Below are 20,130 nucleotides of genomic sequence, written 5' to 3'. Positions count from 1 at the left end.
CACGCTGACCTTCTGGATCGGCGCCGCCGCCTTCGCCCTGGTCGCGCTCATCGCCTGGCCGGGCCGGCGCACGCACCGCCACACCCTCGCCACGGCGGCCGCCGTGGCCGCCGGGGCCGCCGTGGCGAGGGTGTGGCGGTGCGTGCGCAGGCCCGGCCAGGCGATGAGCGCGACCAGGGCGAAGGCGGCGGCGCCGATCCAGAAGGTCAGCGTGAAGCCGGACTCGGCGGGCAGGGCCGGGACGCCCGGAGGCAGGTGCTCGATCGTCTTCGACGCCAGGATCGTGGTGACGATGGCGCTGCCGATCGCGCTGCCGGTGGAGCGGGAGATCGAGTTGATGCCGTTGGCGATGCCGCTCTGGTGGGGCGGGACGCTGGACATGATCACGGCCGGCATGGCGGCGTAGCCGAAGCTCACGGCCGCGCCGACGATCACGCCGGCGCCGATCACCGACGCGGTGTGCCCGTGGTCGAGGGCGAGCCAGCCGAAGCCGACGGCGCCGAGGGCCGCGGCCAGGACCAGGGCCAGGCGCGGGCCGCGGTGCCGGACGAGCTGGCCGCCGACGGGCGAGGCGAGCAGCGAGACGATCGCGCCGGGCAGCAGGAACTCCACCGAGGCGCGCAGGATGGACGCGCCGAAGCCGTAGCCGGTGAGGGCCTCGGGCATCTGGACGAGGTACGAGACGCCGAGGAAGTTGGCGAACATGCCGAAGCCGACCAGGATGCCGGCGAGGTTCGCCATGAGCACCGGGCGGTGGACGAACATCCGCATGTCGACGAGCGGTTCGGCGACCTTGAGCTCGGTGAGGACCCAGACGACGGTCATCACGGCGGCGCCGGCGAAGCTGCCGAGCGTACGGGCGTCGGTCCAGCCCCACTCGTGGCCCTGCGAGATGGGCAGCAGGAGCAGCAGCAGGGTGATGCCGAGGGTCAGCGCGCCGAGGAAGTCGGTCCGGCCGCCGGTCTTGTGCCGGGTCGCGGGCACCAGCAGGACGACGGCGAGCAGGGCCAGGGCGGCGAAGCCGGTCGCCATCCAGAAGGCGCTGCGGTAGTCGGCGTCGGAGCCCGAGGTGAGCAGGCCGGTGGCGACCAGTGCGAGGCCGCTGCCGAACGCCAGGGTGCCGCTGACCAGGGCCATCGCGCCGGGCAGCTTCTGCGGGCGGACCTCCTCGCGCAGCACGGACAGGGCGAGGGGGAAGATCGCGGTGGCGGCGCCCTGGAGGACCCGGCCGAGGATCAGCAGGGGCAGCGAGCTCGCCACGGCGGCGATCACGGAGCCCGCCACCATCACGCCGAGGACGGCCACCAGCGTGGGCTTCTTGCCGTGCTGGTCGCCGAAGCGGCCGAGCAGCGGGGTGAACACGGCGGCGGAGAGCAGGGTCGCGGTGGTCACCCAGCTCACGTCGGCGGCGGAGGTGCCGAGATCGGCACGGATGAGACCCAGGATGGGGACCGGCAGGGTCTGCATCATCGAGACGACCATGGCGGCGAGGCTCAGGGCGAGGACGATGACCGTCTCGTTCCTGGTCCCGGGCGCGGCGGCGTCGGCCGGGGTGGCGGTGGCGGGGGCGGTGGTCATGAGGGGGAGGACCTTCGGGGCTCAGTGCTTCAGGTAGCAGATGTTTGATGACATCAAGTACTTCCTCGAAGGTAAGGAAAGATGCTTGAGGTGGTCAAGTAAACAATTGATAATGTCAAGTAAAGTCGGTAGCCTCGCAGCATGAGCACCACCGCCCGTGAGACCCCCACCAAGCTGGAGCTGCTGGAGCTGCTCGCCAAGATCGGCACGGCCCAGTGGCGCGATTTCGCCGCCGCCGCGGCCGAGCGCGGCCTGACCTCCACCCAGGCCAAGGTCCTCGCCCAGCTCAACGGCCCGCTGCCGATGCGCGGGCTGGCCACCCTGCTGGTCTGCGACGCGTCCAACGTCACCGGGATCGTGGACCGCCTGGAGTCCCGCGGCCTGGTCCGCCGCGAGCCCGATCCCGCCGACCGCCGGGTGAAGAACGTGGTCGCCACGGACGCGGGCCGCGAGATCATCCGCCAGGTGCGCGAGGAGATGCAGGCCACGCACGGCGCGCTCGACGCTCTCGACCCCGAGGAGAGCGCCACCCTGTACGCCCTGCTCGACCGGCTGCGCCCCGGCCTGGAGAAGGCCCGCCCCCGCAAGGCCTGAGCCGGGTGGCCCAGCCGCCGGGAACGCGTCGGGGCCGGGGCGCACACCGCACGGTGTCCGCCCCGGCCCCGTTCCGTACCGGTGCCCGTTGCGCCGGCTAGCCGGCTGCCTTGGCGCCCGCCAGCGGCCACTCGCGGTTCAGCGAGCCCAGCGGGATCCGGCGTTCGAAGACGGGCGTGCCGAACAGCGACAGCTGGAGCTGGAGGTTGCCGCTCAGGTCGAAGCCCCCGTACAGGGCCCAGGCCCCGCTCACGGACGTCTTGCCGTCGGTCGAGGCGGACGCCTTGGCATCGGCCTCACCCCGCAGGTACGGGGCGAAGTCGGCCGAGACGCCGACGGTTCCGTACAGGCCGACCGAGGCCTCGGCGCCGATCGCGCTCTTGACCCGCCCGGCGGCGGTGACCTCGGCCTTCACCGGCGTGCTCCGGACCGTGGAGGCGCTGACCGGGCTCCAGCCCTTGCCGGTGGCGTAGCTGCCGCCCACCCGGAAGTCGCCCTGGACGTCCTGGCGGACCTCCAGGGTGACGTGCCCGTCGGCCTCGACCTGGACGTACAGGGTCAGGTCGAGGGTGACGACGACCGGGACCGGGCCGACCTGGATCACCGGGGCGGTGTGCAGCTTGGCGAACGGGATCCGCCGGGGCGAGCCGGTGCTCGCGGCGGCGTGCCCCTTCAGGCTCCACTGCGAGGACCAGTCCCCGCTCATGCCGAGGAACGCCGAGCGCGGGCCACCCCCGCCCGAGCCGTCGTAGGCGAACTCCAGCGTGGGAGCGAGCTGGACGAAACCGGAGACCGAGGCGCCGGCCGAGACCGGCGTGCCCGGGGCGGTCTCGACCGGGGCGTCCACGTCGAGCCGCAGGTTGCCCAGGGGGAGCTTGGCGCCCTCGGGGCCGAACCGCAGGCCCTGGCTCTTGGCCCAGGAGAAGCTGACGCCCTTCATCAGCGGCACGACCGTGACGGCGGAGGGGTCGACGGGGACCTTGCCGTCGGCCTTGTCGTCCTTGAGGACGGAGGACAGCGTGGTCGAGGCGGTCTTGACCTCGGTGCCCTTGTCGGTCGTACCGAGGACCTCGGTGACCTTGGCCAGCAGTCCGTCCGGAGCGCCCGGCGCCGGCGCGCTGGCGATCACGTCGCCGACGGCCACGGCCTTGTCGGCGCCGCCGGTGCCCGGGGCCGAGGTGCCCGAGCCCGGGGCCCGGCCCGACCCGGAGCCGCCCTGCTGCGGCGCCTTGGTGCCGCCGGTGCCCGGCGAGGGCGTGGTGGTGCCGGCCCCGTGCGGGGCCTTGGATATGACGGCCCGTCCCGTCGCGCGGTCGTAGGAGGCGACCTTCAGCGCGGACGGTTCGGCCCCGCCCTTGCCGGCCCCGACCCGGGCCAGCGGTGTCGGTCCGTCCCCACCCTGGGGCGCGGCGGCCACGTCGAGCCGTTCGGTGCCGTCGCCGGGGGAGGGGGCGGCGGTGGTGTTCGCGGGGGCCGCGCCGGTGGGTGCCGTCGAGGCGCAGCCGGTGGCGGTGAGCGCCAGGGCCGTGAGACCGGGCAGGAGGAGGCGTCTGGCGAGCGTGCGCACGTACACGTATGACCTTTGAAATGGAGGGGTGTTGCTACCGGCAGGTAACGTAGTGAGGGATCATGCCAGGCGTCCCGCCGGTAACGGCGCATTCCGGCCATGACACGACGCGCCCGTTCAAACCTGGTCCCGGCCAGGTTCCACCCGTTGGCCCACCCCCGTTGGCCCCATCCGCCACTTGGCCCTCTCATGGACAGCGGGCGGGGGTTACCTCGGCCCCTGTCGAACGCGGAGAGGCGGTACGCCCATGTACGAGATGCGCGCCGAGTCCACCGACGGCCGCCGTCGGCTGGTGTGGCACGTGCTGGCCAAGGACGCCGGCGCCAGTGCGCTGTGCGGCTTCCTGCTGCCCGCGGAGCCGGCCGTCCCCGGCGGGGAGGAGCCCGAGACGGAGCACTACTGCGCCCCGTGCATGGACGCCTTCGGGGGCGTGGTGCAGGGACCGCCGAACGGCCTGTCCGGAATATCCGCCTGAAGCGCCGGCGCCCCCGGCCCGGCCGGCAGGGCCGGTAGGGCCGGTAGGGCCGGGGACGCGGAGCCCGGCAGCGGCGGGTGCGGCCGTCGTGCGGGGCCCGGCAGCGGCGGGCCCGGTGAAAACACCTGGAGTCGGGAGGACGGGGACGGCTAACGTCGCGAAGGCCGGAAGTGATCCGGCCCGGCGCCGGCCGGAAGCCGGCGGCCGTCCCCGCCACCCCTCCCGAGGACCGACATGGCCATCGTGCGCACCGCCCGCCCCGACGAACTCCCCGCCCTGGTCGAGCATCCCGGCGACCCCGAACGCAACGCCGCCACCCGCGCGTACCTGACCCAGCTCCTGGAACGCGGCTGCACCCGCCCCGAGTGGTGCCTGGTCGCCGAGGGCGACGACGGCCGGCCGGCCGGCAGCGTCGTACTGTGGACCGTCCCGGGCGACCCGGTCCCGTACGCCGTCGTCCTGTTCGAGGCCCCCGAGAACGCCCCCGGCGTCGCGGACGCCCTGCTGGACGCCGCGGCCGCGCTGGCGCGCGACCTCGGCGCGACCGAGCTGGAGCACGTCGTGGACGCGCCCGCGCAGGCCCCGCAGTTCCAGCGGGACCCGGCCCGGCGCGGTGAACTCCTGCGCCGGTCCGGCTTCGCCGTGATCCGCGACGGCCGCCGCTTCCAGCGCCACCTCCCGCCCGGCGCCGAACTGCCGCCGGACGACGCCCGGCTGACGTTCCGTCCGCTCGCCGACCTCGGCCCCGAGCCGTTCGTCGAGGTCCTCGCCGAGCTGCTCGGCGACACCGCCGACGCCCGTCTCGCGGCCATGACGGCCGAGCACGGCCCGCGCGCCGCCGCCCGATTGCTCTTCGACGACACCTCCGGGCTGCACCACGAGCCGCACTGGTGGGAACTCGGCTACGACACCGACGGCACCCCGGCCGTGATCAGCCTGCCCGCCGAGAACCCCGGCGCCGCCGTCATCGGCTTCGTCGGTGTCGTCCCCGCCCACCGCGGCAAGGGCTACGCCGCCTCGGTCGTGGCCCGCGGCACCCGCGTCCTGGCCGCGCACGGCGCGACCCGGATCGTCGGTGACTGCGACGCGGCCAACGTCGCGATGGCCAGGGCCTTCGAGCGGGCCGGCTACACCCGCTTCGCCGAGCGTACGGAGTACGCCCGGCCCCTCACCGGCCGCCCGCCCCAGGGGGTTCCCACGAACGGGTGAACGGGGCCGGCGGCGGTGACCCCGTCAGTGACGCGTATCGAGACGGCCCCCAGGCGTCAAGGTCCCGTCAGGGCGGGGCGCGGAACGCACCGGTGCGGGCATAGCTTCGGTCTCAGCAACCGCTCGTGGTTCCTCAGGGAGGACCTCTCATGTGCCTGTTCCAGTACGCCGACGACGACGCCGAGCCTGAAGAACGGACCCCGGCCGGACCTACCGCGACGCCTTCCCCGAGGGCGAGGTCTTCTACGCCGCCAAGGCCTTCCTGTCCCGGGCCGTGGCCCGCTGGATCGACGAGGAGGGCCTGGGCCTGGACGTCTGCTCGGCCGGCGAGCTCGAACTCGCCGTCACCGCCGGCTTCCCGCCCGAGCGCATCCTGCTGCACGGCAACGCCAAGTCCCCCCGCGACATCGACACCGCCCTGCGGCTCGGCGTCGGCCGCATCGTCATCGACAGCCCGTCGGAGATCGCCCGGCTGGCCGCCGCCGTCGGACCCGACGGCCGCCAGGACGTGATGGTCCGGGTCGTCCCCGGCGTCCCGGCCGGCGGCCACGAGAAGATCCGCACCGGCACCGACGACCAGAAGTTCGGGCTCTCCCTCACCGACGGCTACGCCGAGCACGCCATCGCCCGGATACTCGGCCAGCCCCAGCTGCGCCTGACCGGCCTGCACTGCCACATCGGCTCCCAGATCACCGAGGTCAAGCCGTACGTCGCCGCGCTGCGCCGGATGGTCGGCCTGATGGCCCGGATCCGCGACGGCCACGGCGTGGTCCTCACCGAGCTGGACATGGGCGGCGGCCACGGCGTGGCCTACCGCCCGGGCGAACCCGCCCTCGACCCCACCGCCCTGGCCCGCCGACTGCGCACCGAACTCCGCGCGAGCTGCTCCGCCGCCGGACTGCCCGTGCCCCGGCTGCTGGTCGAGCCCGGCCGGGCCGTCGTCGGACCGGCCGGAGTGGCGCTCTACCGGGTGCTGGCCGTCAAACGCACGGCCGGCACGACCTTCGTGGCCGTCGACGGCGGGATGAGCGACAATCCGCGCCCGGCGCTGTACGGGGTCCGCTACGCGCCCCGGCTGGTCGGACGCGCGAGCGCGGCCGAGCCCTGCCGGACCACCGTCGTGGGCCGGCACTGCGAGGCCGGGGACGTGCTCGCCGCCGACGTGGACCTGCCCGGCGACGTCCGCCCCGGCGATCTGCTCGCCGTCCCGGTCGCGGGCGCGTACCACCTGTCCATGGCCTCCGGCTACAACATGGTCGGCCGCCCGCCGGTGGTCGCCGTCGACGGGGGACGGTCCCGGCTGCTGGTGCGCCGCGAGACCCTGGAGGACTTCCGCACCCGCGACATCGGCGGCTGAGCGGCGGCCCTCTTCTCTCTCCGCGGATCAGACGAAGTTGACCTGCGCCCGCTTCAGCAGCGGGTCGTCCGTCATCCGGAAGAGCGGGACGGCGAAGTTGCCGGACCGGAACCTTCCGCCGAAGTGCAGGCCGATCACCTGGTGTTCGGCCAGGTCGAGGACGGGCGACCCGCTGTTGCCGCCCAGCGTCGAGCAGTCGTGGCCCATCGAGCCGTCCGGCCGGATCCCGGTGACGGTGCCCGGCTGGAGCCGCTTGACGTTGTAGATGTCCATGAAGATGCGGCTCATGGCCTCCGGCTCGTTGCGCCGGCCGTCCCGCGCCGGATAGCCCACCACGTACACGGGCCGCCCGAAGAGGTCCGCCGGCTCCGTGCCGGACACCCGCAGCGGGGCCGGCAGCGACCCGCCGCCGCCGGAGGTGGGGGCCACCCGCAGCAGGGCCATGTCCACGTTCTGGTGGATCCCGACGATCCCGGTGACGGCGAACTCCAGCGCGTCGGTCTCCGGGGCGTCGAACTCCTCCGCCGTGTCCACCCGCGCGGTCATGCCCTCGCGGAACACGAAGCCGCCCGCGCCGTCGGCCCGGCCGAACTCGGCGGCGACGTGCCGGTTGGTCATCACCACGTCCGGCGCGACCAGGAAGCCGGTGCCCAGCCAGTCCAGGTCGGCGTGCCCGGTCACCTCCACCCGGCCCACCCGGGCCAGGGACTCGCGGATGCCGGCCCGCTGCCCGTCCAGGACCGCCCAGTCACCGGCCTGGGAGGGGAAGTCCTGGCGCTGGACCAGGATCGCCGGCCGGCCTTCGAGCAGGACGATCGCCTCCACACCGAACGACTCGTCCTCGTCGAGGTCGTCGTCGCGGCCCGCCGCGAGCTTCTCCAGCCCGCGCGCCCCCGCCTCCAGCACCCGCGCCCGTTCCTCCTGGGCGGCCCGCCCGATCCGGTCCGCCGTCGCCTCCTGCGGCGGCAGTTCCTGCTCGGACTCGGTGATCTCCTCCTCCAGCCCCTTGCGCACGCGTGCCGCGACCTCCGCCAGGTCCTCGCGGAAGACCTGCTCGGGCCGCGTCGCCACCGGTGAACCACCGCTCATCTCACACCTCCTGGGTCTGCCGTTGCCGGTCGAGGGCCGCCTGGGCGGCCGTGATCTCGGCGTGCACCGCCGGGAAGTGATCCCGTACGTGCCCGAGAACGGCGCTCAGTTGCGTGCCCACGTTGACGAAAGCCGTGCTCTTGCCCTGGAAGCTGACGTCCGAGACCCGGCGCGTGCCCCGGTGCAGCGCCACCACCGTCCAGTCGTCCGTCATCACGGGCGAGCCGGAGGAACCGCCGCGGGTGTCGGTGAAGTAGCGCACGTCGTGCTCGTCGGCCTCGAACACCAGGTTGTTGCGCAGGGCGATCCGCTTGGGCTCACCCCCCGGGTGCTGGATGATGTTGACCGCCATCGGCAGGTCCTTGGTGACGGTGAGCGGCTCGGTCGCGACCCGCAGGTACGTCCGCGGCGGGGCCCCGTCGGCCAGCCGCAGCATGGCGTAGTCGAGCTCTTCGTCCCAGGCCAGCAGGTCGGCGCCGGGCACCTCCTGGGCGTCCGGGTCGTCCTCGGTGAGGTAGTCGAACCGGGTCCGGGAGCCGGTCGCCTGGAGCCTGAGGTCCGCCTCGGCGACCACCTCGCGTGCGCCGGCCGTGCGCTTGCGGGCGTACACCACGTGGTGGTTGGTCACCAGCAGGCCGGGGGCGATCAGCCAGCCGGTGCCGTTGTGCGGCAGGGCCAGCGGCTGGAGCAGCGCGCCGCCCTGGTAGGGCAGCACCTTGATCCGGCCGACCGAGGCCCCGGCGAGGGCGCCGTCGCCGAGGAAGGCGAAGGGGACCGTGTCGTCCCGGAAGACGATCTCCTCCTTGGTCTCGCCGGCCGGCACCCGGGGTGCCACGTCCGGCTCCCCGGACGCGTCCCGGGCGACCCGGTCCAGGGCGCCGAGGAACGCGTCGCGGGCGGCGGCGTCGGTGACCTGGTCGGCGGCGTTGCGCAGCCAGAGGGCCAGCGGGACGCTGCCGTCGATCAGCCGCTCGACCCGGTTCATCTCGTTGAGGTCGGACTGCACCTGCGGGCCGGGGGCGGGCAGCATCGGCAGGGCGCCGTAGTACCTGGGCAGGATCCCCGCGAACAGCAGGTTGCGCATCATGGGGTTCGCGAGGCCCTGCTCCAGCGCCGTCGCGGTCAGCTTCTGGATCTCTTCGTGCGAGAGGTACGGGTCGCTCATGGTCGATCAGGCCGCACGGTGGCCGTTCCCTCCGTAGGGACGGGCGCCCTCGGGGCGGGGCGCCGGGGACGGGGTGACGGCGGCGGCCGGGGCGCCGGCGTTCATCGCCGCCGCCACGCCCGAGGCCAGTTCGCCGCTCGGGTCACCGAGGTTGAGCAGCCGGCGCGCCAGCCGGTCGAGCGTGCCGCGCCGGCGCGCCTCGCGCAGCACCCCCGCCGTCCCGGCGGGCGCACCACCGGCCGGTTGCGGGGGCGTAGCGGCGCCCGGGCCCAGGGACGCATCGCGGGCCCCGCCGGCCGGCTGCGGGGGCGTCTCCTGCGGTGGGCCGGCGGCCCGGTCCAGCAGCTTGCGCAGCGAGTCGCGCAGCTCCGGGCGGCCGGAGACGGCGTGGCCGATCGCCCGGGCGAGGGCGTCCAGCACCCCGTCCTCCGCCTCGGGCAGGCCCACGACGTCCAGGGTGTGGGCCAGCAGCCGCGGATGGTCCTGGGAGACCTCGGCGGCGGCCGCGCGCACCAGCGCCGGCTGCCGGGACAGTTCCTCGTCGGGCAGCTCCCGCAGTCGCGCGGCGAGCCGCCCCGCGACCTCCGGGTCCCGCCGTCCGCCGGCCCCGCCCAGCCGCGCGCGGGCCAGCAGCGCCCCCATCGCCTCGAAGTCACGGCCGAGGCCGCCGGCGAGCTGCTCGGCGTCGGCGAGGTCGCGGTCGGCCTCGGCCAGGTCCCCGTCCTCCTCGGCCAGCCGCGCCGACTGCAGCAGCAGCTCCAGTTGGAGCTCGGGGAACCCGGCCCGGTCGGCCCGGTCCGCCGCCTCGTCCGCCGCGGCCCGGGCCTCGGCGCGCCGGCCCTGCCGGTCCAGGGTCTCCACCCACAGCGGGTGCAGGGGACTGCCGGCGGTCCACGGGCGGCGGGCGGACAGCCGGTCGGCCGCCTCGTCCAGGAAGCCCTGGGCGAGCAGGTCCTCCACCTCGCGGGCGGTGATCCGCTCCCAGTCCTCCAGGTCGGCCTCGGCCAGCACCTCGGCCGGGGTGTGGCCGCCCAGGTGCCCGGAGAGATAGGCGGCGGCGCGGCCGGCCATGTCCGCCTCGGCCCCTTCGAGGAACCGTTCGATCCCGGGCAGCCAGCGCTCCTCCACCGTGCGCGGGCTCTCGTTCAGCCGCAGCCGGTGGTAGACCTCCTCGGCCCGGTCCTCCAGCCCGTCGCGGGCCCCGTAGTACGCCACCGCCCGCTCCCCGACCGCCCGCACCAGGTCGGTCCGGTCCCGCTCGGCGAGCCGCAGCATGATGGCGCGCAGGTCGGCGCGGTGCCGTACGGCCCCGGGCCCGGCCGGTTCCACCAGGTCCAGCCGGGCCAGCCCGCCGAACAGCCGGTCGGCCTCCTCGGCCGTGGGCACGTCCAGGCCGCAGGGCCCGGCCAGCACCTCGCGGACCAGCTCGGGGGTGATGGTGCGCAGCGCGAGCCCGGCCCGGGCCAGGGCGCGTACGCCCGGATCGGTGATGCGGGCGAGGATGCGTTCGGAGAGGATGCCCTGGATCAGCATCCGGTCGACCTGGCGCAGGAAGTGCCGTCTGGCCGGCAGGCTCGCGACCAGCTCGCCCAGCGCCCCGGTCCCGCCGTCCTCCTGCGCGGCCGCGCGGGCGGCGAGCTTGAGGCTGAGCGGGTGGCCGCCGACCCGGTCGGCGAGTTCCCCGGCCAGCGGGGCGTCGGTCACCCCGCAGGACATCAGCAGGGCGACCGCGGCCTCCCGGTCGAGCTCGCCGAGCTCGATGAGCAGCGGCTGCACCGGCCGCCCCGGGTGGTCGACCAGCCGTCCGCAGACGATGCTGCGCATCCGGGGGTGGGTCTCCTGGAACGCCGCCCACACGGCCCACATCCGGCCCAGCACGGGCGAGCCGGTGTACTGGGCCTCCTCGAAGGAGTCGATGACGACGACCAGCGGCGGCTGCGCGGCGCCGGGCGCCGCCGGGCCGGCCCGGACCACGAGCGCGCCCAGCCGCCGGGCCAGGTCGGCCTCCCGGGCGGCGGCCAGGGCGTGCACCCCGGAGGAGGTCTGCCGGGCGAGGGTCGCCCGGGTGGTGGTCAGCTCGTACAGCTCGTCGACGGTGCCCTGCTCGGCGCGGTGCGTGCCGGCGGCCTCCTCGCACTCCTGGGCCAACGCGTCGAACTCCTCGCGGTGCGCGGGGAACTGGATGCCGAGCTGGCGGGCCATCTCGGCGATCAGGGTGGCCGGTTCGTGCACCGAGAGGCTGGGCCGTTCGAAGTCGATGTAGGTGAACGGGAAACCGTCGGGGACCTCCGCCACGGCGTCCAGCAGGAACTTCGCCAGCAGCGTGCTCTTGCCGATCCCGCCCGGCCCCTGGACCAGCACCGGCGGCACCAGCCCGCCCCAGGCCCGCGGGAAGAACCCCTCCGGGACGGTCGGGGCGCGGTGCGCCCGCCCGGGGCCGGTGTCCGGCGGCAGCCCGAGGTACGTGCGCAGGGCGGCCAGCTCGGCGGCGCGGCCCTGGAAGGGCTCCCGCACCAGGCGCTCCAGCGGCTGTGCCAGCCGGGCCCGCTCCAGCAGCCGCTGGACCTCGCCGGGGTCCGGGATCCCGGTGATGCCGGGGATCCGGTCCAGCCACAGGACGGCCTGGAGGGTGTGGGTGAGCTCCTCGGCGTCCAGGCCGGGCAGGCGGGGGCCGGAGCCTTCGAGGTAGGCCAGGGCGGTCCGCTCGGGGCCGGGGCCCGGCGGGACCTGGTCGAGGTTGGCCAGCAGGCCGAGCCGGGCCTGCTCCGGGCCGGCGAGGGAGCGCAGCGCCGTGTCGCGGACGGCGGGCTTGAGCACCCAGGTGAGGGTGGCCCGGGTGCCCACGGTCCGGCAGTCCCCGACGAGTTGGAGGTCGGCCCGGCCGGTGGGCTCCGCCTCCCCGGGCAGCCGCAGGGTGGCGGGCTCGAACCGGGTGAGCAGGCAGGCGGCGGCCCGGTAGGCCGCGCGCAGGTCGGGCACGGGCGGCGGGCCCGGCGCGGCCGCGTCGCGGCGCAGCCGCTCGCCCAGCCGGGCGGCGAGGTCCTCGCCGGGGGCCAGCGAGCGGTACAGCCGCACGGTCTCCTCGACGGCCGTGCACACCTTGCGCATGTAGCTGTCCGTGCCGGGGGCCCGGGCCGCCTCCAGCAGGGCCGGCAGCACGGCGCCGACCAGGGCCTCGACGCGTTCCTGGGCGGGCGGGGCGTCGGCGCCGGGGGCCGGGGTGTCCGTGAAGAACTGCCGCAGGAACCGCTGGAGGTCCTCGGGCTCCGCGATCCGCGCGGTGTCGCGCACCTCGTTCTTGCGGATCTCGTACGGCAGCTGCCGCATCGTGGAGGAGTAGCCGAGCAGCACCAGCCGGGGCGCGGCCCGGCGCCGTACGGGGGCGTGCTCGTAGACGGCGAGGGCGAGCTTGCCGATGCAGTCCCAGACGTCCGAGGTGACGTCGAGCTTGTCGCACTCGTCCAGGACCAGCCAGAACTGTTCGGTCGCGGCGGTCGCCTGGCTGACGATGCGGTGCACGGCGTCGTCGATCGACGGAAGTGGATCGTTCAACCGTGTCGGGTTCAACGGTGGGGCGGCGGGTGCGGCGGCGTGCGGATCGGCCACGAACTCGGCCAGCCGCTGGACCACCTGTTCGGCGGTCGAGGTGCGGTCCAGGGTGACCCGGACCGGGCGGAACCCGCAGTGCACGCCCAGATGGCGGATGAAGCTGTAGGTGTACGAGCGCCCGCTGTCGGGTTCCCCGTCGACCACCAGCACGGTCTTGTCGGGGTCGTCGATGAATTCCCGGATGCTGCGGCGCAGATCGGCCCGGTCGAGGAAGACCTCGGCGCCGTTCTTCAGCACGGTGGTGAGGAAATGGTCCTCCGGCGACCGGTGCAGCCGCGCGGCCTCGTCCAGTTCACCCTTGAACTTCAGGACCATCTCCGCGGCCGGGAGGGAGGCGAGGGAGCCGAGCTCGGACAGGGTCTGCAGCAGCAGTTGCTGGAGCTCGACGCCCTCGCCCCGGACGGCCTCCACCAGGGCTACGGCGTTCTCACCGGCCCGGGGACCGAGCGGCAGCCGTCCGACGAACTCGGCGGGGAACCCGAACTGCCGGAGCCGGGGTGCGGGCTCCGTGGTGGTGAAGAAGTGGTCCCGTGTCCACTCGGTGACGAGGTCCCATTCGGTATCGGTGAGCGACATAGCGCACCTGCGCACCTGCACTGCCGCCGCTGCGGCGCGGGAGGACGGACAGCCTGATATCTGTCATGGTTTCACCCGCTCCGTACCCCTGCAAGGCGGCTGATCACCGTCGTCGGCCGGTCCTCGGTGTCACTTCCCGAGGACGATGTCGTCGTGCGACTCCAGCCGCTTCCAGCGCTCGGCCGGTGCCCGGGTGACCGGCATCAGGTCGGCGGCCGGCAGCGGTCCCAGTTGCAGGGCGGTGAGGTCGACGATGTCGGAGACGGGCACCTGGAAGGTGCGGAACGCCCCCAGCGGCGGCGGGTCGCCCGGCCGGGCGCCGGCCATGGCCCGCTCGTAGTCGCGGCTGAGGTCGGGGCTCTGGTCCAGGATGTACGCGGTGGAGGCCAGCCGGCCGCCCTGGATGAAGGCCGCCACCTTCCAGAAGCGCAGCGGGACCTGGATGCCGCGGTAGGGCGGGTCGGACTCGTGCAGGACGGGGCCGGTCATGACGGTGAGCTTGCGGTCGAACTCGGCCGCGTGGTCGAGCAGGAAGTTCTCCAGGCCCTGCCAGAGCTGCTTGCCCTGGTTGAAGATGTCCTGCTGGGGGGCGGCGTTGGTGTAGTGGAAGGTGTCGTTGTTGGCGCGGTTCGCCTCGGCCGTGGCCCCCCAGACCGGGTCGAGCCGGCGGACCAGGTGGCCGCGGTCCAGGGTGTTGTTGCGGTAGATGTCGTTGCCGGCCTGCTGGGACTCCGGGAGCCGGGGGTCGAACTCCCAGTTGTCCTCCCGGGGCACGTCCGGCAGCAGCTTCGCGCCGTCGATGCACACGGCGGTGGCCGCGGCCAGCCTGCGGTCGGGACGGTGCACGACCGTGAAGTGCGTGTAGTGCAGGACCACCGTCTCGACGGCGGGCGAGGTGGGCAGGGGCAGGGGGACCACCGGGCCGAGGAAGGCCTCGTCGTAGCCGGTACGGTCGTCGAGCGCACCGGCACGCGCCGCCAGATCCGGCGGCGACTCAATTGCGTTCATATGATGGAAGTACCGCGCGGAGCGCATCCTTCACGGTGCGGTGCACCGGGCCACCCGAACAGCGGCCACCCCCTCGACCCGTGTCGGCAGACCCGATCGGGCGGCGTACCCGCCCCCCTGGTTCAGACCGTGGCGGCCACGGAACCCATGCAGTCGTCCCTTCGTGCGCCCGCCCGACAAGGAGCCCCCATGCCCACCGGTCTGTCCCTGCACATCGGCCTCAACAGCGTCGACCCCGCCCGGTACGACGGCTGGAACGGCCAGCTCGTGGCCTGCGAGAACGACGCCCGCGACATGGCCGCGATCGCCCGCGCCAACGGGTTCTCCGACACCCTGATCCTCACCCGGGACGGGACCGTGCAGAACATCACCGCCCAGTTGCGCGAGGCCGCCCGCCAACTCGTCAGCGGTGACATCCTGCTCTTCACCTACTCGGGCCACGGCGGCCAGATGCCCGACCTCACCGGCGACGCGGACGTCGAGACCGACCGCAAGGACGAGACCCTCGTCTTCTTCGACCGGCAGTTCCTCGACGACGAGCTGTACAAGGAGTTCCAGGCCTTCGCCAAGGGCGTGCGCATCGTCGCCCTGCTCGACTGCTGCCACAGCGGCACCAGCATCGAGTCCGTCCAGGAACTCCTCAGCCCCCAGGCCCTGGAGACCCAGTTCGGCTCCAGCGCCCCCCAGCAGGTCGAGGCCGCGGCCCGGGTGATCCCCAGCGACAAGCAGCAGCAGCTCCTCGACCGGGACCGCGAGCTCTACGCGGACCTCCAGCGCCAGCTGAAGAAGAACAACGGCCAGGCCCCCGACGCCCTGCTGATCGGCGCCTGCCAGGACAACCAGGTCGCCTCCGACGGCGCGGTCAACGGACTGTTCACCGAGAAACTTCTCGCGGTCTGGGACAACGGCGGCTTCCAGGGCGGCTACCGCGACTTCCACCGCGACATCCAGAAGACCATGCCGGCCATCCAGAGCCCGAACTTCTACACCACCGGCGCCCCCTCGCCCGTGTTCCTCGACCAGAAGCCGTTCACCGTCTGAGCGGCGGGGCCCCGCACCGTACAGGACGGTGCGGGGCCCCCTGTGCCCTCCGGTCGCCGGAGGTCAGAACCGGTCCGGGGCCACCGGGAACGGCGGCACCGGACCCGGCCGGGTCAGCCGCTGACCCTCGGCGGGCGGTGTGGTGCACGTGATGTCCTGGTACGGCAGCCGGCCCGTGGCCAGGTACGCCGAGACCGGGGCGTTCGCGCACGACGCCTGGTCGAACAGGTACACGCCGTGGCCCTCACCACCGGCCGCGTACACCATCCGGGACCCCTTCAGCGCGCGGTGCAGGCCCTGACCGCTGGCCAGCGGGGTCTGGGAGTCCCACTCGTTCTGCACGGTCATCACCGGCGTGCGGTTGTTGACCGCCGTGACCTTCTCCACCGGCCGGTCCCAGAACGCGCACGGCATCACGTTCGAGGCGAAGTCCCCGAACAGCGGGTACCGCTCCTTGTCCCGGACCGCGTCGCGCCGGTACTGCTCGGGGTCCCGCGGCCAGGCGTCGGTGTCCCCGCACACCACGGCCAGGAACACCGCCGTGCTGTTGTCCGCGGCCGGCTGCCCGGCCCGGCCCTGGAGCCGGCCCCGCAGGAACTGCTCCGGCAGCGCGCCGGCCGGCGGCCGGCCCTCGGCGGCCGCCTTGAGCGCCTTGACGAGCTCCGCCGCCTGCCGCGGGTAGAAGAAGTACGGCCGTGCGGTGCGGATGTCGTCGCCGGTCAGCTTCTGCCCGTCGATCAGGATCGGCTCCCGGTCCGCCCGCGCCACCAGGTCCCAGAAGGTGCGCGAGACCGCCTCCGGCGTGTCGCCCAGCCCGTACTCGGCCGCGCGCTGCGCCGTCCACTGCGTCCACCGCCGGAAGGCCGGTTCCGCGCCCTCCGCCCATATCTGGATCATGCCGCGCCAGGCCCGCTCCGGATCGACCCCGCTGTCCAGCACGATCCGGTCACTGCGCTGCGGGAACATCTCCGTGAACACCGCGCCCAGGTACGTGCCGTACGAGTAGCCCAGGTAGGAGATCTTGCGCTCGCCCAGGACCGCGCGGATCACGTCCATGTCCCGGGCGGTGTTGCGGGTGGTGATGTACGGCAGGACGTCCTTGGCCGCCGCCCGGCACTTGTCCGCGACCCCGCGCGCCCACGCCACGTCGGCGGCGAAGGTCTCGGCCTTGTAGGGACGCAGCCAGTTCTGCTCGGCCTCGGTGAGCCCGCAGCTGATCGGGCTGCTGCGGCCCACGCCGCGCGGGTCGAAGCCGATGAGGTCGTACTGCTCGCGGACCTCCTTCGGCAGGTGCTCGTCCATCAGGAGGGGCATGTCGAGCCCGGGACCCCCGGGGCCGCCCGGGTTGGCCAGCAGCACCCCGTGCCGCTTGGCCGGATCGGTGGCCTTGATCCGGGAGATCGCCACGTCCAGGGTGGCGCCCTTGGGCTTGCGGTGGTCGAGCGGGACCTTGACGGTCGCGCACTCGTAGGCGGCGCTCAGTTCGGGGTCGCAGCGCTGCCAGTCGGGCTTCTGCGTGAGGATGTCCGAGGAGGGGGCGGTGATCGTCTCGGCGGCCGAGGCCCCGGCCGGTGCCAGGGCCGGGACCACGGTCGCGAAGACGCCCGCGGCGAGCAGCGGCGCGAATCGTCGCATGCGCACGAAAGCCGTTCCTTTCGCTGATGTCAGGACATCCCCACCCTGGGGGAAGGAACGGCTTTGCGAATCATCACCGAGACGGGCTCGATCTACTCCTCACGAACGAGGAGAGAAGCAGACAAGTGACCGAAAACGACGTGCAGTTGGTGAGGCGGGGGTACGGCACGCCTACCGCGGGGCCGGCCCGCCGACGGCCGCCGCCCGCTCCAGGCCCGCCGGCAGCGCCCGGTCGGCCGAGTGCACCACGCCCAGCGCCTGGGTGGCCCGGGTCAGCGCCACGTACAGGTCGCTCGGCTCCAGATCGGCCGGCTCCACGACCACGACCGTGTCGAACTCCAGCCCCTTGGCCTGCCGCGGGTCCAGCAGCACCACGGTCCGCGTCAGGTCCGGCTCCTCGCCCGCCCGGACGCCCGGCAGCGCCGGCGCCAGCTCCGTGTGCAGCGCCCGCGGCGCGATCACCGCCAGCCGGCCCTCGGCCGGCAGGTGCCGCAGCACCTCCTCGCCCACCGTGCCCGCGAGGTCCTCGGCAGCCCGCACCCAGGGCCGTACGCCCGTGGACCGCACCGACCGGGGCGGCTCGAAACCGGGCTGCCGGGCCCGCAGCACCTCCGCCGCCACCGCCATGATCTCGGCGGGCGTACGGTAGTTGACCCCGAGCCGGACCAGCTCCCAGCGGTCCCCGACGTACGGCTCCAGGATGCTCCGCCAGGAGCCGCAGCCCGCCTCGTCGCCGGTCTGCGCCGGGTCCCCGACCAGGGTCATCGAGCGGGTCGGGCAGCGCCGCATCAGCAGCCGCCACGCCATCGCCGACAGTTCCTGGGCCTCGTCGACGATGACGTGCCCGAAGGCCCACCGGCGGTCGGCCGCGGCCCGCTCGGCCGTACTGCGGTGGTCGGCCTCCTCGTGCCGCTCGGCCATCCGTTCGGCGTCGATGATGTCGTGCGCGGCCAGGTACTCGTTCTCCTGGTCCTCGAACTCGTAGCTCTCCGAGCCCGCCGACAGGTCCAGCACCCCCTGCGCGTACGCCACCCGCTCCAGCCGCTCGCGCGCCCGCCGGGCCCGCTCGGCCGTGTCGTCGACGCCGAGCAGCTCGGCCGCCTCGTCCAGCAGGGGGACGTCCGCCGGGGTCCAGGCACCGCCGGGGGCCCGCCGGACCAGTTCCGCGTCCTTCCCGGACAGGTGCGTGGGCTCCGCCAGGAAGTCGCCGATGAGCTGCTGCGGGGTCAGGTAGGGCCACAGCGTGTCGATCGCGGCGTGCACCGGGCCACTGGTGGCGATCTCCTTGCCGAGCTGGGCGATGTCGTCGGGGCCCAGCAGGTTCGGGCCGCCGTACGGGTCCGCGCCGAGCCGGTCCGCGAGCTGCTCGGTCAGCGCGTCGATGATCCGGAAGGCGAAGTACGGGCGCGCCACGTTGTGCGGCAGCCCGGTGGACCGGGCGCGGTCCCGGGCTTCGTGCGCCATCGTGCGGTCCAGCAGCAGGACCCCGTAGTCGTCGTGCTCGATCTCCAGCGCGGGCTCCGGCACCACGTCCGCGTCCTCCCCGCTGCCGGCCGGCACCTCCTCCGGCAGCGTCTGCCGGTCCGCGACCACCCGGGCGAGCACCTCGGCCATGGCGGCGCGGCCCTTGACCTCGGCGGCGCCCGGGCGGTCGGTGCCGGTGGCGTGCACCCCCGGGAACAGTTCGCCGGGGGAGGACAGCAGCACCCCGGTCTCGCCGAGGGCGGGGAGGACCTCCCCGATGTAGCCGAGGAAGGCCGGGTTCGGGCCGACGATCAGCACGCCGCGCCGCGCGAGCAGCTCCCGGTGGGCGTACAGCAGGTACGCCGCCCGGTGCAGGGCGACGGCCGTCTTGCCGGTGCCCGGCCCGCCCTCCACGACCAGCACCCCGCGGTGCGAGGAGCGGATGATCCGGTCCTGCTCCGCCTGGATGGTCTCCACGATGTCGTGCATCCGGCCGGTGCGGGCGGCGTCCAGGGCCGCGAGCAGCACCGCGTCCGCGTCGGCGCCCTCGTACCCCGTGCGCTCCGGGTCGGTGAGGTCGAGGATCTCGTCGTGCAGCGCGGTGACCTCCCGGCCGCGGGTGGTGATGTGCCGGCGGCGGCGCAGGCCCATCGGGTGGTGCCCGGTGGCCAGGTAGAACGGGCGGGCGACCTCGGCCCGCCAGTCCAGGACCAGCGGGGTGAGGTCGGCGTCGTCCTCACGGATCCCGATCCGGCCGATGTGGTGGTCCCGGCCGTCGGAGAACTCCAGGCGGCCGAAGCAGAGGCCGTTCTCCCCGGAATCCAGTGCGGAAAGCAGACCGGACTGCTCGGCCACCACCACGTCGCGTTCCAGGCGCGCCTGGGCGCTGTTGCCGACCTCGCGCAGGGCCCGCTTCACCGCCCGTTCGGCCTGGTCACGCAGGTCGTCGAGGCGAGCGTAGAGCGACGTGACGAATTTCTGCTCGCTCCGGAATTCCTCGGTTGACAATTCCACTCCTGACGCGATATGGTGTCTCCATAAGCTTCCCACGCGCTTCGGCATGCCTGTTCGCATTCCAGTGCGTGAAACAATCAATATACGCAGGGAAATACCCCGGCCGTCAATGCGGCCGGGGTATTTCTTTGTGTGCGCCGCGCCCCGGGTCAGACCGCCGTGCGCCGCAGCAGCACGGTCAGTGCCGGGACCAGGACGAGCGCCGCGGCGACCCAGGCGAAGGCCGCGCCGAACGCCAGCGGCGGCGGGTCCACCGCCCCGAGGGCCGCCAGCAGGTGCAGCACCAGCGTCCCGCCGCCGACCGCGCCGGCCGCGAGCCAGCCGGCCGGCGACGCACCGCCGCGGACGGCCAGCCAGCCGGCGACCAGCAGGCAGGCCACGGTCACCACCGACGCCAGCAGCGCTGCCGGGTCGCCCGAGGTGAGCGCGACCGGCTCCGGGGGCAGGTGAAGCAGGCCGCACACCCCCAGCGCGAGCACCGCGCCCCAGCGCAGCACGCCGGGCGCGCCGCCGCCCTCCCGCACCGGATCGGGCCGTGGCTCGGGGTCCGGGGCCGGCCAGGGCGTGGGTGCCGGTGCGGTGGGTGCCGGCGCCGGGAGCGGTGGCGGAGGCGGGGCCTGCGGAACCCCCGCCGGGCCACGGACCGGGTCCGCGACGGGCGGCCCGCCGGAACCCCGGTCGGGGCCGGCGTACGGCTCGCGAGCCGGGCTCGGAGCCGGGCTCGGAGTCGGGGTCGGGCTCGGCGCGGG

General features: G+C 74.2%; 13 protein-coding genes and 1 pseudogene. 5 read left to right on the top strand and 9 right to left on the bottom strand.

Going from position 1 to position 20,130, the window contains the following annotated elements:
- Window positions 1-1,578 (bottom strand): MFS transporter (locus EF918_RS18585; RefSeq protein ID WP_260610344.1); only part of this gene is annotated, 1,578 nt, incomplete at its 3' end.
- A 141-nt stretch (window positions 1,579-1,719) separates the two neighbouring features.
- Between EF918_RS18585 and EF918_RS18580 the strand changes: the two genes are divergently transcribed.
- Window positions 1,720-2,172, top strand: coding sequence for a MarR family winged helix-turn-helix transcriptional regulator (locus EF918_RS18580; protein ID WP_125647390.1), 453 nt, complete (start codon window positions 1,720-1,722; stop codon window positions 2,170-2,172).
- Window positions 2,173-2,269: 97 nt separating this feature from the next.
- Here the strand turns inward: EF918_RS18580 and EF918_RS18575 are convergent, their stop codons facing one another.
- On the bottom strand, window positions 2,270-3,739 hold the full coding sequence (locus EF918_RS18575; RefSeq protein ID WP_125647393.1) for a hypothetical protein: 1,470 nt from the start codon (window positions 3,737-3,739) through the stop codon (window positions 2,270-2,272).
- Window positions 3,740-3,986: 247 nt separating this feature from the next.
- Between EF918_RS18575 and EF918_RS18570 the strand changes: the two genes are divergently transcribed.
- The 3 genes and pseudogenes from EF918_RS18570 to lysA all read left to right on the top strand — a co-directional run.
- Complete coding sequence (locus EF918_RS18570; RefSeq protein WP_125647387.1) at window positions 3,987-4,214, top strand: hypothetical protein; 228 nt, start codon at window positions 3,987-3,989, stop codon at window positions 4,212-4,214.
- Between the two features lie 234 nt (window positions 4,215-4,448).
- Window positions 4,449-5,423 carry a GNAT family N-acetyltransferase gene (locus EF918_RS18565; protein WP_125647384.1) on the top strand — a complete coding sequence of 325 codons (975 nt, stop codon included), beginning with the start codon at window positions 4,449-4,451 and terminating at the stop codon, window positions 5,421-5,423.
- A gap of 205 nt (window positions 5,424-5,628) precedes the next feature.
- A pseudogene (gene lysA, locus EF918_RS18560) lies at window positions 5,629-6,780 on the top strand (diaminopimelate decarboxylase); the annotation flags it as partial.
- A gap of 27 nt (window positions 6,781-6,807) precedes the next feature.
- Here lysA and EF918_RS18555 read toward each other — a convergent pair.
- The 4 genes from EF918_RS18555 to EF918_RS18540 form a co-directional block, all read right to left on the bottom strand.
- On the bottom strand, window positions 6,808-7,869 hold the full coding sequence (locus EF918_RS18555) for a serine protease (RefSeq protein WP_125647381.1): 1,062 nt from the start codon (window positions 7,867-7,869) through the stop codon (window positions 6,808-6,810).
- Window position 7,870: 1 nt separating this feature from the next.
- Window positions 7,871-9,034 (bottom strand): trypsin-like peptidase domain-containing protein, encoded by a 1,164-nt coding sequence (locus EF918_RS18550; protein WP_125647378.1) that lies wholly within the window; start codon window positions 9,032-9,034, stop codon window positions 7,871-7,873.
- A gap of 6 nt (window positions 9,035-9,040) precedes the next feature.
- The gene (locus EF918_RS18545) at window positions 9,041-13,219 is read right to left on the bottom strand and encodes an AAA family ATPase (RefSeq protein ID WP_125647375.1); all 4,179 of its coding nucleotides are present in this window, start codon (window positions 13,217-13,219) and stop codon (window positions 9,041-9,043) included.
- Between the two features lie 129 nt (window positions 13,220-13,348).
- Window positions 13,349-14,227, bottom strand: coding sequence for a DNA/RNA non-specific endonuclease (locus EF918_RS18540; protein ID WP_125647372.1), 879 nt, complete (start codon window positions 14,225-14,227; stop codon window positions 13,349-13,351).
- 189 nt (window positions 14,228-14,416) lie between these two features.
- Between EF918_RS18540 and EF918_RS18535 the strand changes: the two genes are divergently transcribed.
- On the top strand, window positions 14,417-15,268 hold the full coding sequence (locus EF918_RS18535) for a caspase family protein (protein ID WP_125647369.1): 852 nt from the start codon (window positions 14,417-14,419) through the stop codon (window positions 15,266-15,268).
- Window positions 15,269-15,331: 63 nt separating this feature from the next.
- Here the strand turns inward: EF918_RS18535 and EF918_RS18530 are convergent, their stop codons facing one another.
- The 3 genes from EF918_RS18530 to EF918_RS37060 form a co-directional block, all read right to left on the bottom strand.
- Window positions 15,332-16,903: an alpha/beta hydrolase gene (locus tag EF918_RS18530; protein WP_125647366.1), complete on the bottom strand. Its 1,572-nt coding sequence runs from the start codon at window positions 16,901-16,903 to the stop codon at window positions 15,332-15,334.
- A 171-nt stretch (window positions 16,904-17,074) separates the two neighbouring features.
- Window positions 17,075-19,375: an ATP-binding domain-containing protein gene (locus EF918_RS18525; RefSeq protein ID WP_185921807.1), complete on the bottom strand. Its 2,301-nt coding sequence runs from the start codon at window positions 19,373-19,375 to the stop codon at window positions 17,075-17,077.
- 155 nt (window positions 19,376-19,530) lie between these two features.
- Window positions 19,531-19,905 (bottom strand): hypothetical protein, encoded by a 375-nt coding sequence (locus EF918_RS37060; RefSeq protein ID WP_185921806.1) that lies wholly within the window; start codon window positions 19,903-19,905, stop codon window positions 19,531-19,533.
- Window positions 19,906-20,130 lie beyond the last annotated feature (225 nt).

Source organism: Streptomyces sp. WAC06614 (assembly GCF_003949795.1).
Taxonomy (GTDB): Bacteria; Actinomycetota; Actinomycetes; order Streptomycetales; family Streptomycetaceae; genus Streptomyces.
Note: the sequence above shows the minus strand (reverse complement) of the source record. Positions and strands in the feature narration are given on the sequence as shown.

Coding starts and splice junctions, on each gene's coding strand:
- EF918_RS18580 (WP_125647390.1), top strand. CDS start 1,720: ATGAGCACCACCGCCCGTGAGACCCCCACCAAGCTGGAGCTGCTGGAG.
- EF918_RS18570 (WP_125647387.1), top strand. CDS start 3,987: ATGTACGAGATGCGCGCCGAGTCCACCGACGGCCGCCGTCGGCTGGTG.
- EF918_RS18565 (WP_125647384.1), top strand. CDS start 4,449: ATGGCCATCGTGCGCACCGCCCGCCCCGACGAACTCCCCGCCCTGGTC.
- EF918_RS18555 (WP_125647381.1), bottom strand. CDS start 7,869: ATGAGCGGTGGTTCACCGGTGGCGACGCGGCCCGAGCAGGTCTTCCGC.
- EF918_RS18550 (WP_125647378.1), bottom strand. CDS start 9,034: ATGAGCGACCCGTACCTCTCGCACGAAGAGATCCAGAAGCTGACCGCG.
- EF918_RS18545 (WP_125647375.1), bottom strand. CDS start 13,219: ATGTCGCTCACCGATACCGAATGGGACCTCGTCACCGAGTGGACACGG.
- EF918_RS18540 (WP_125647372.1), bottom strand. CDS start 14,227: ATGAACGCAATTGAGTCGCCGCCGGATCTGGCGGCGCGTGCCGGTGCG.
- EF918_RS18535 (WP_125647369.1), top strand. CDS start 14,417: ATGCCCACCGGTCTGTCCCTGCACATCGGCCTCAACAGCGTCGACCCC.
- EF918_RS18530 (WP_125647366.1), bottom strand. CDS start 16,903: ATGCGACGATTCGCGCCGCTGCTCGCCGCGGGCGTCTTCGCGACCGTG.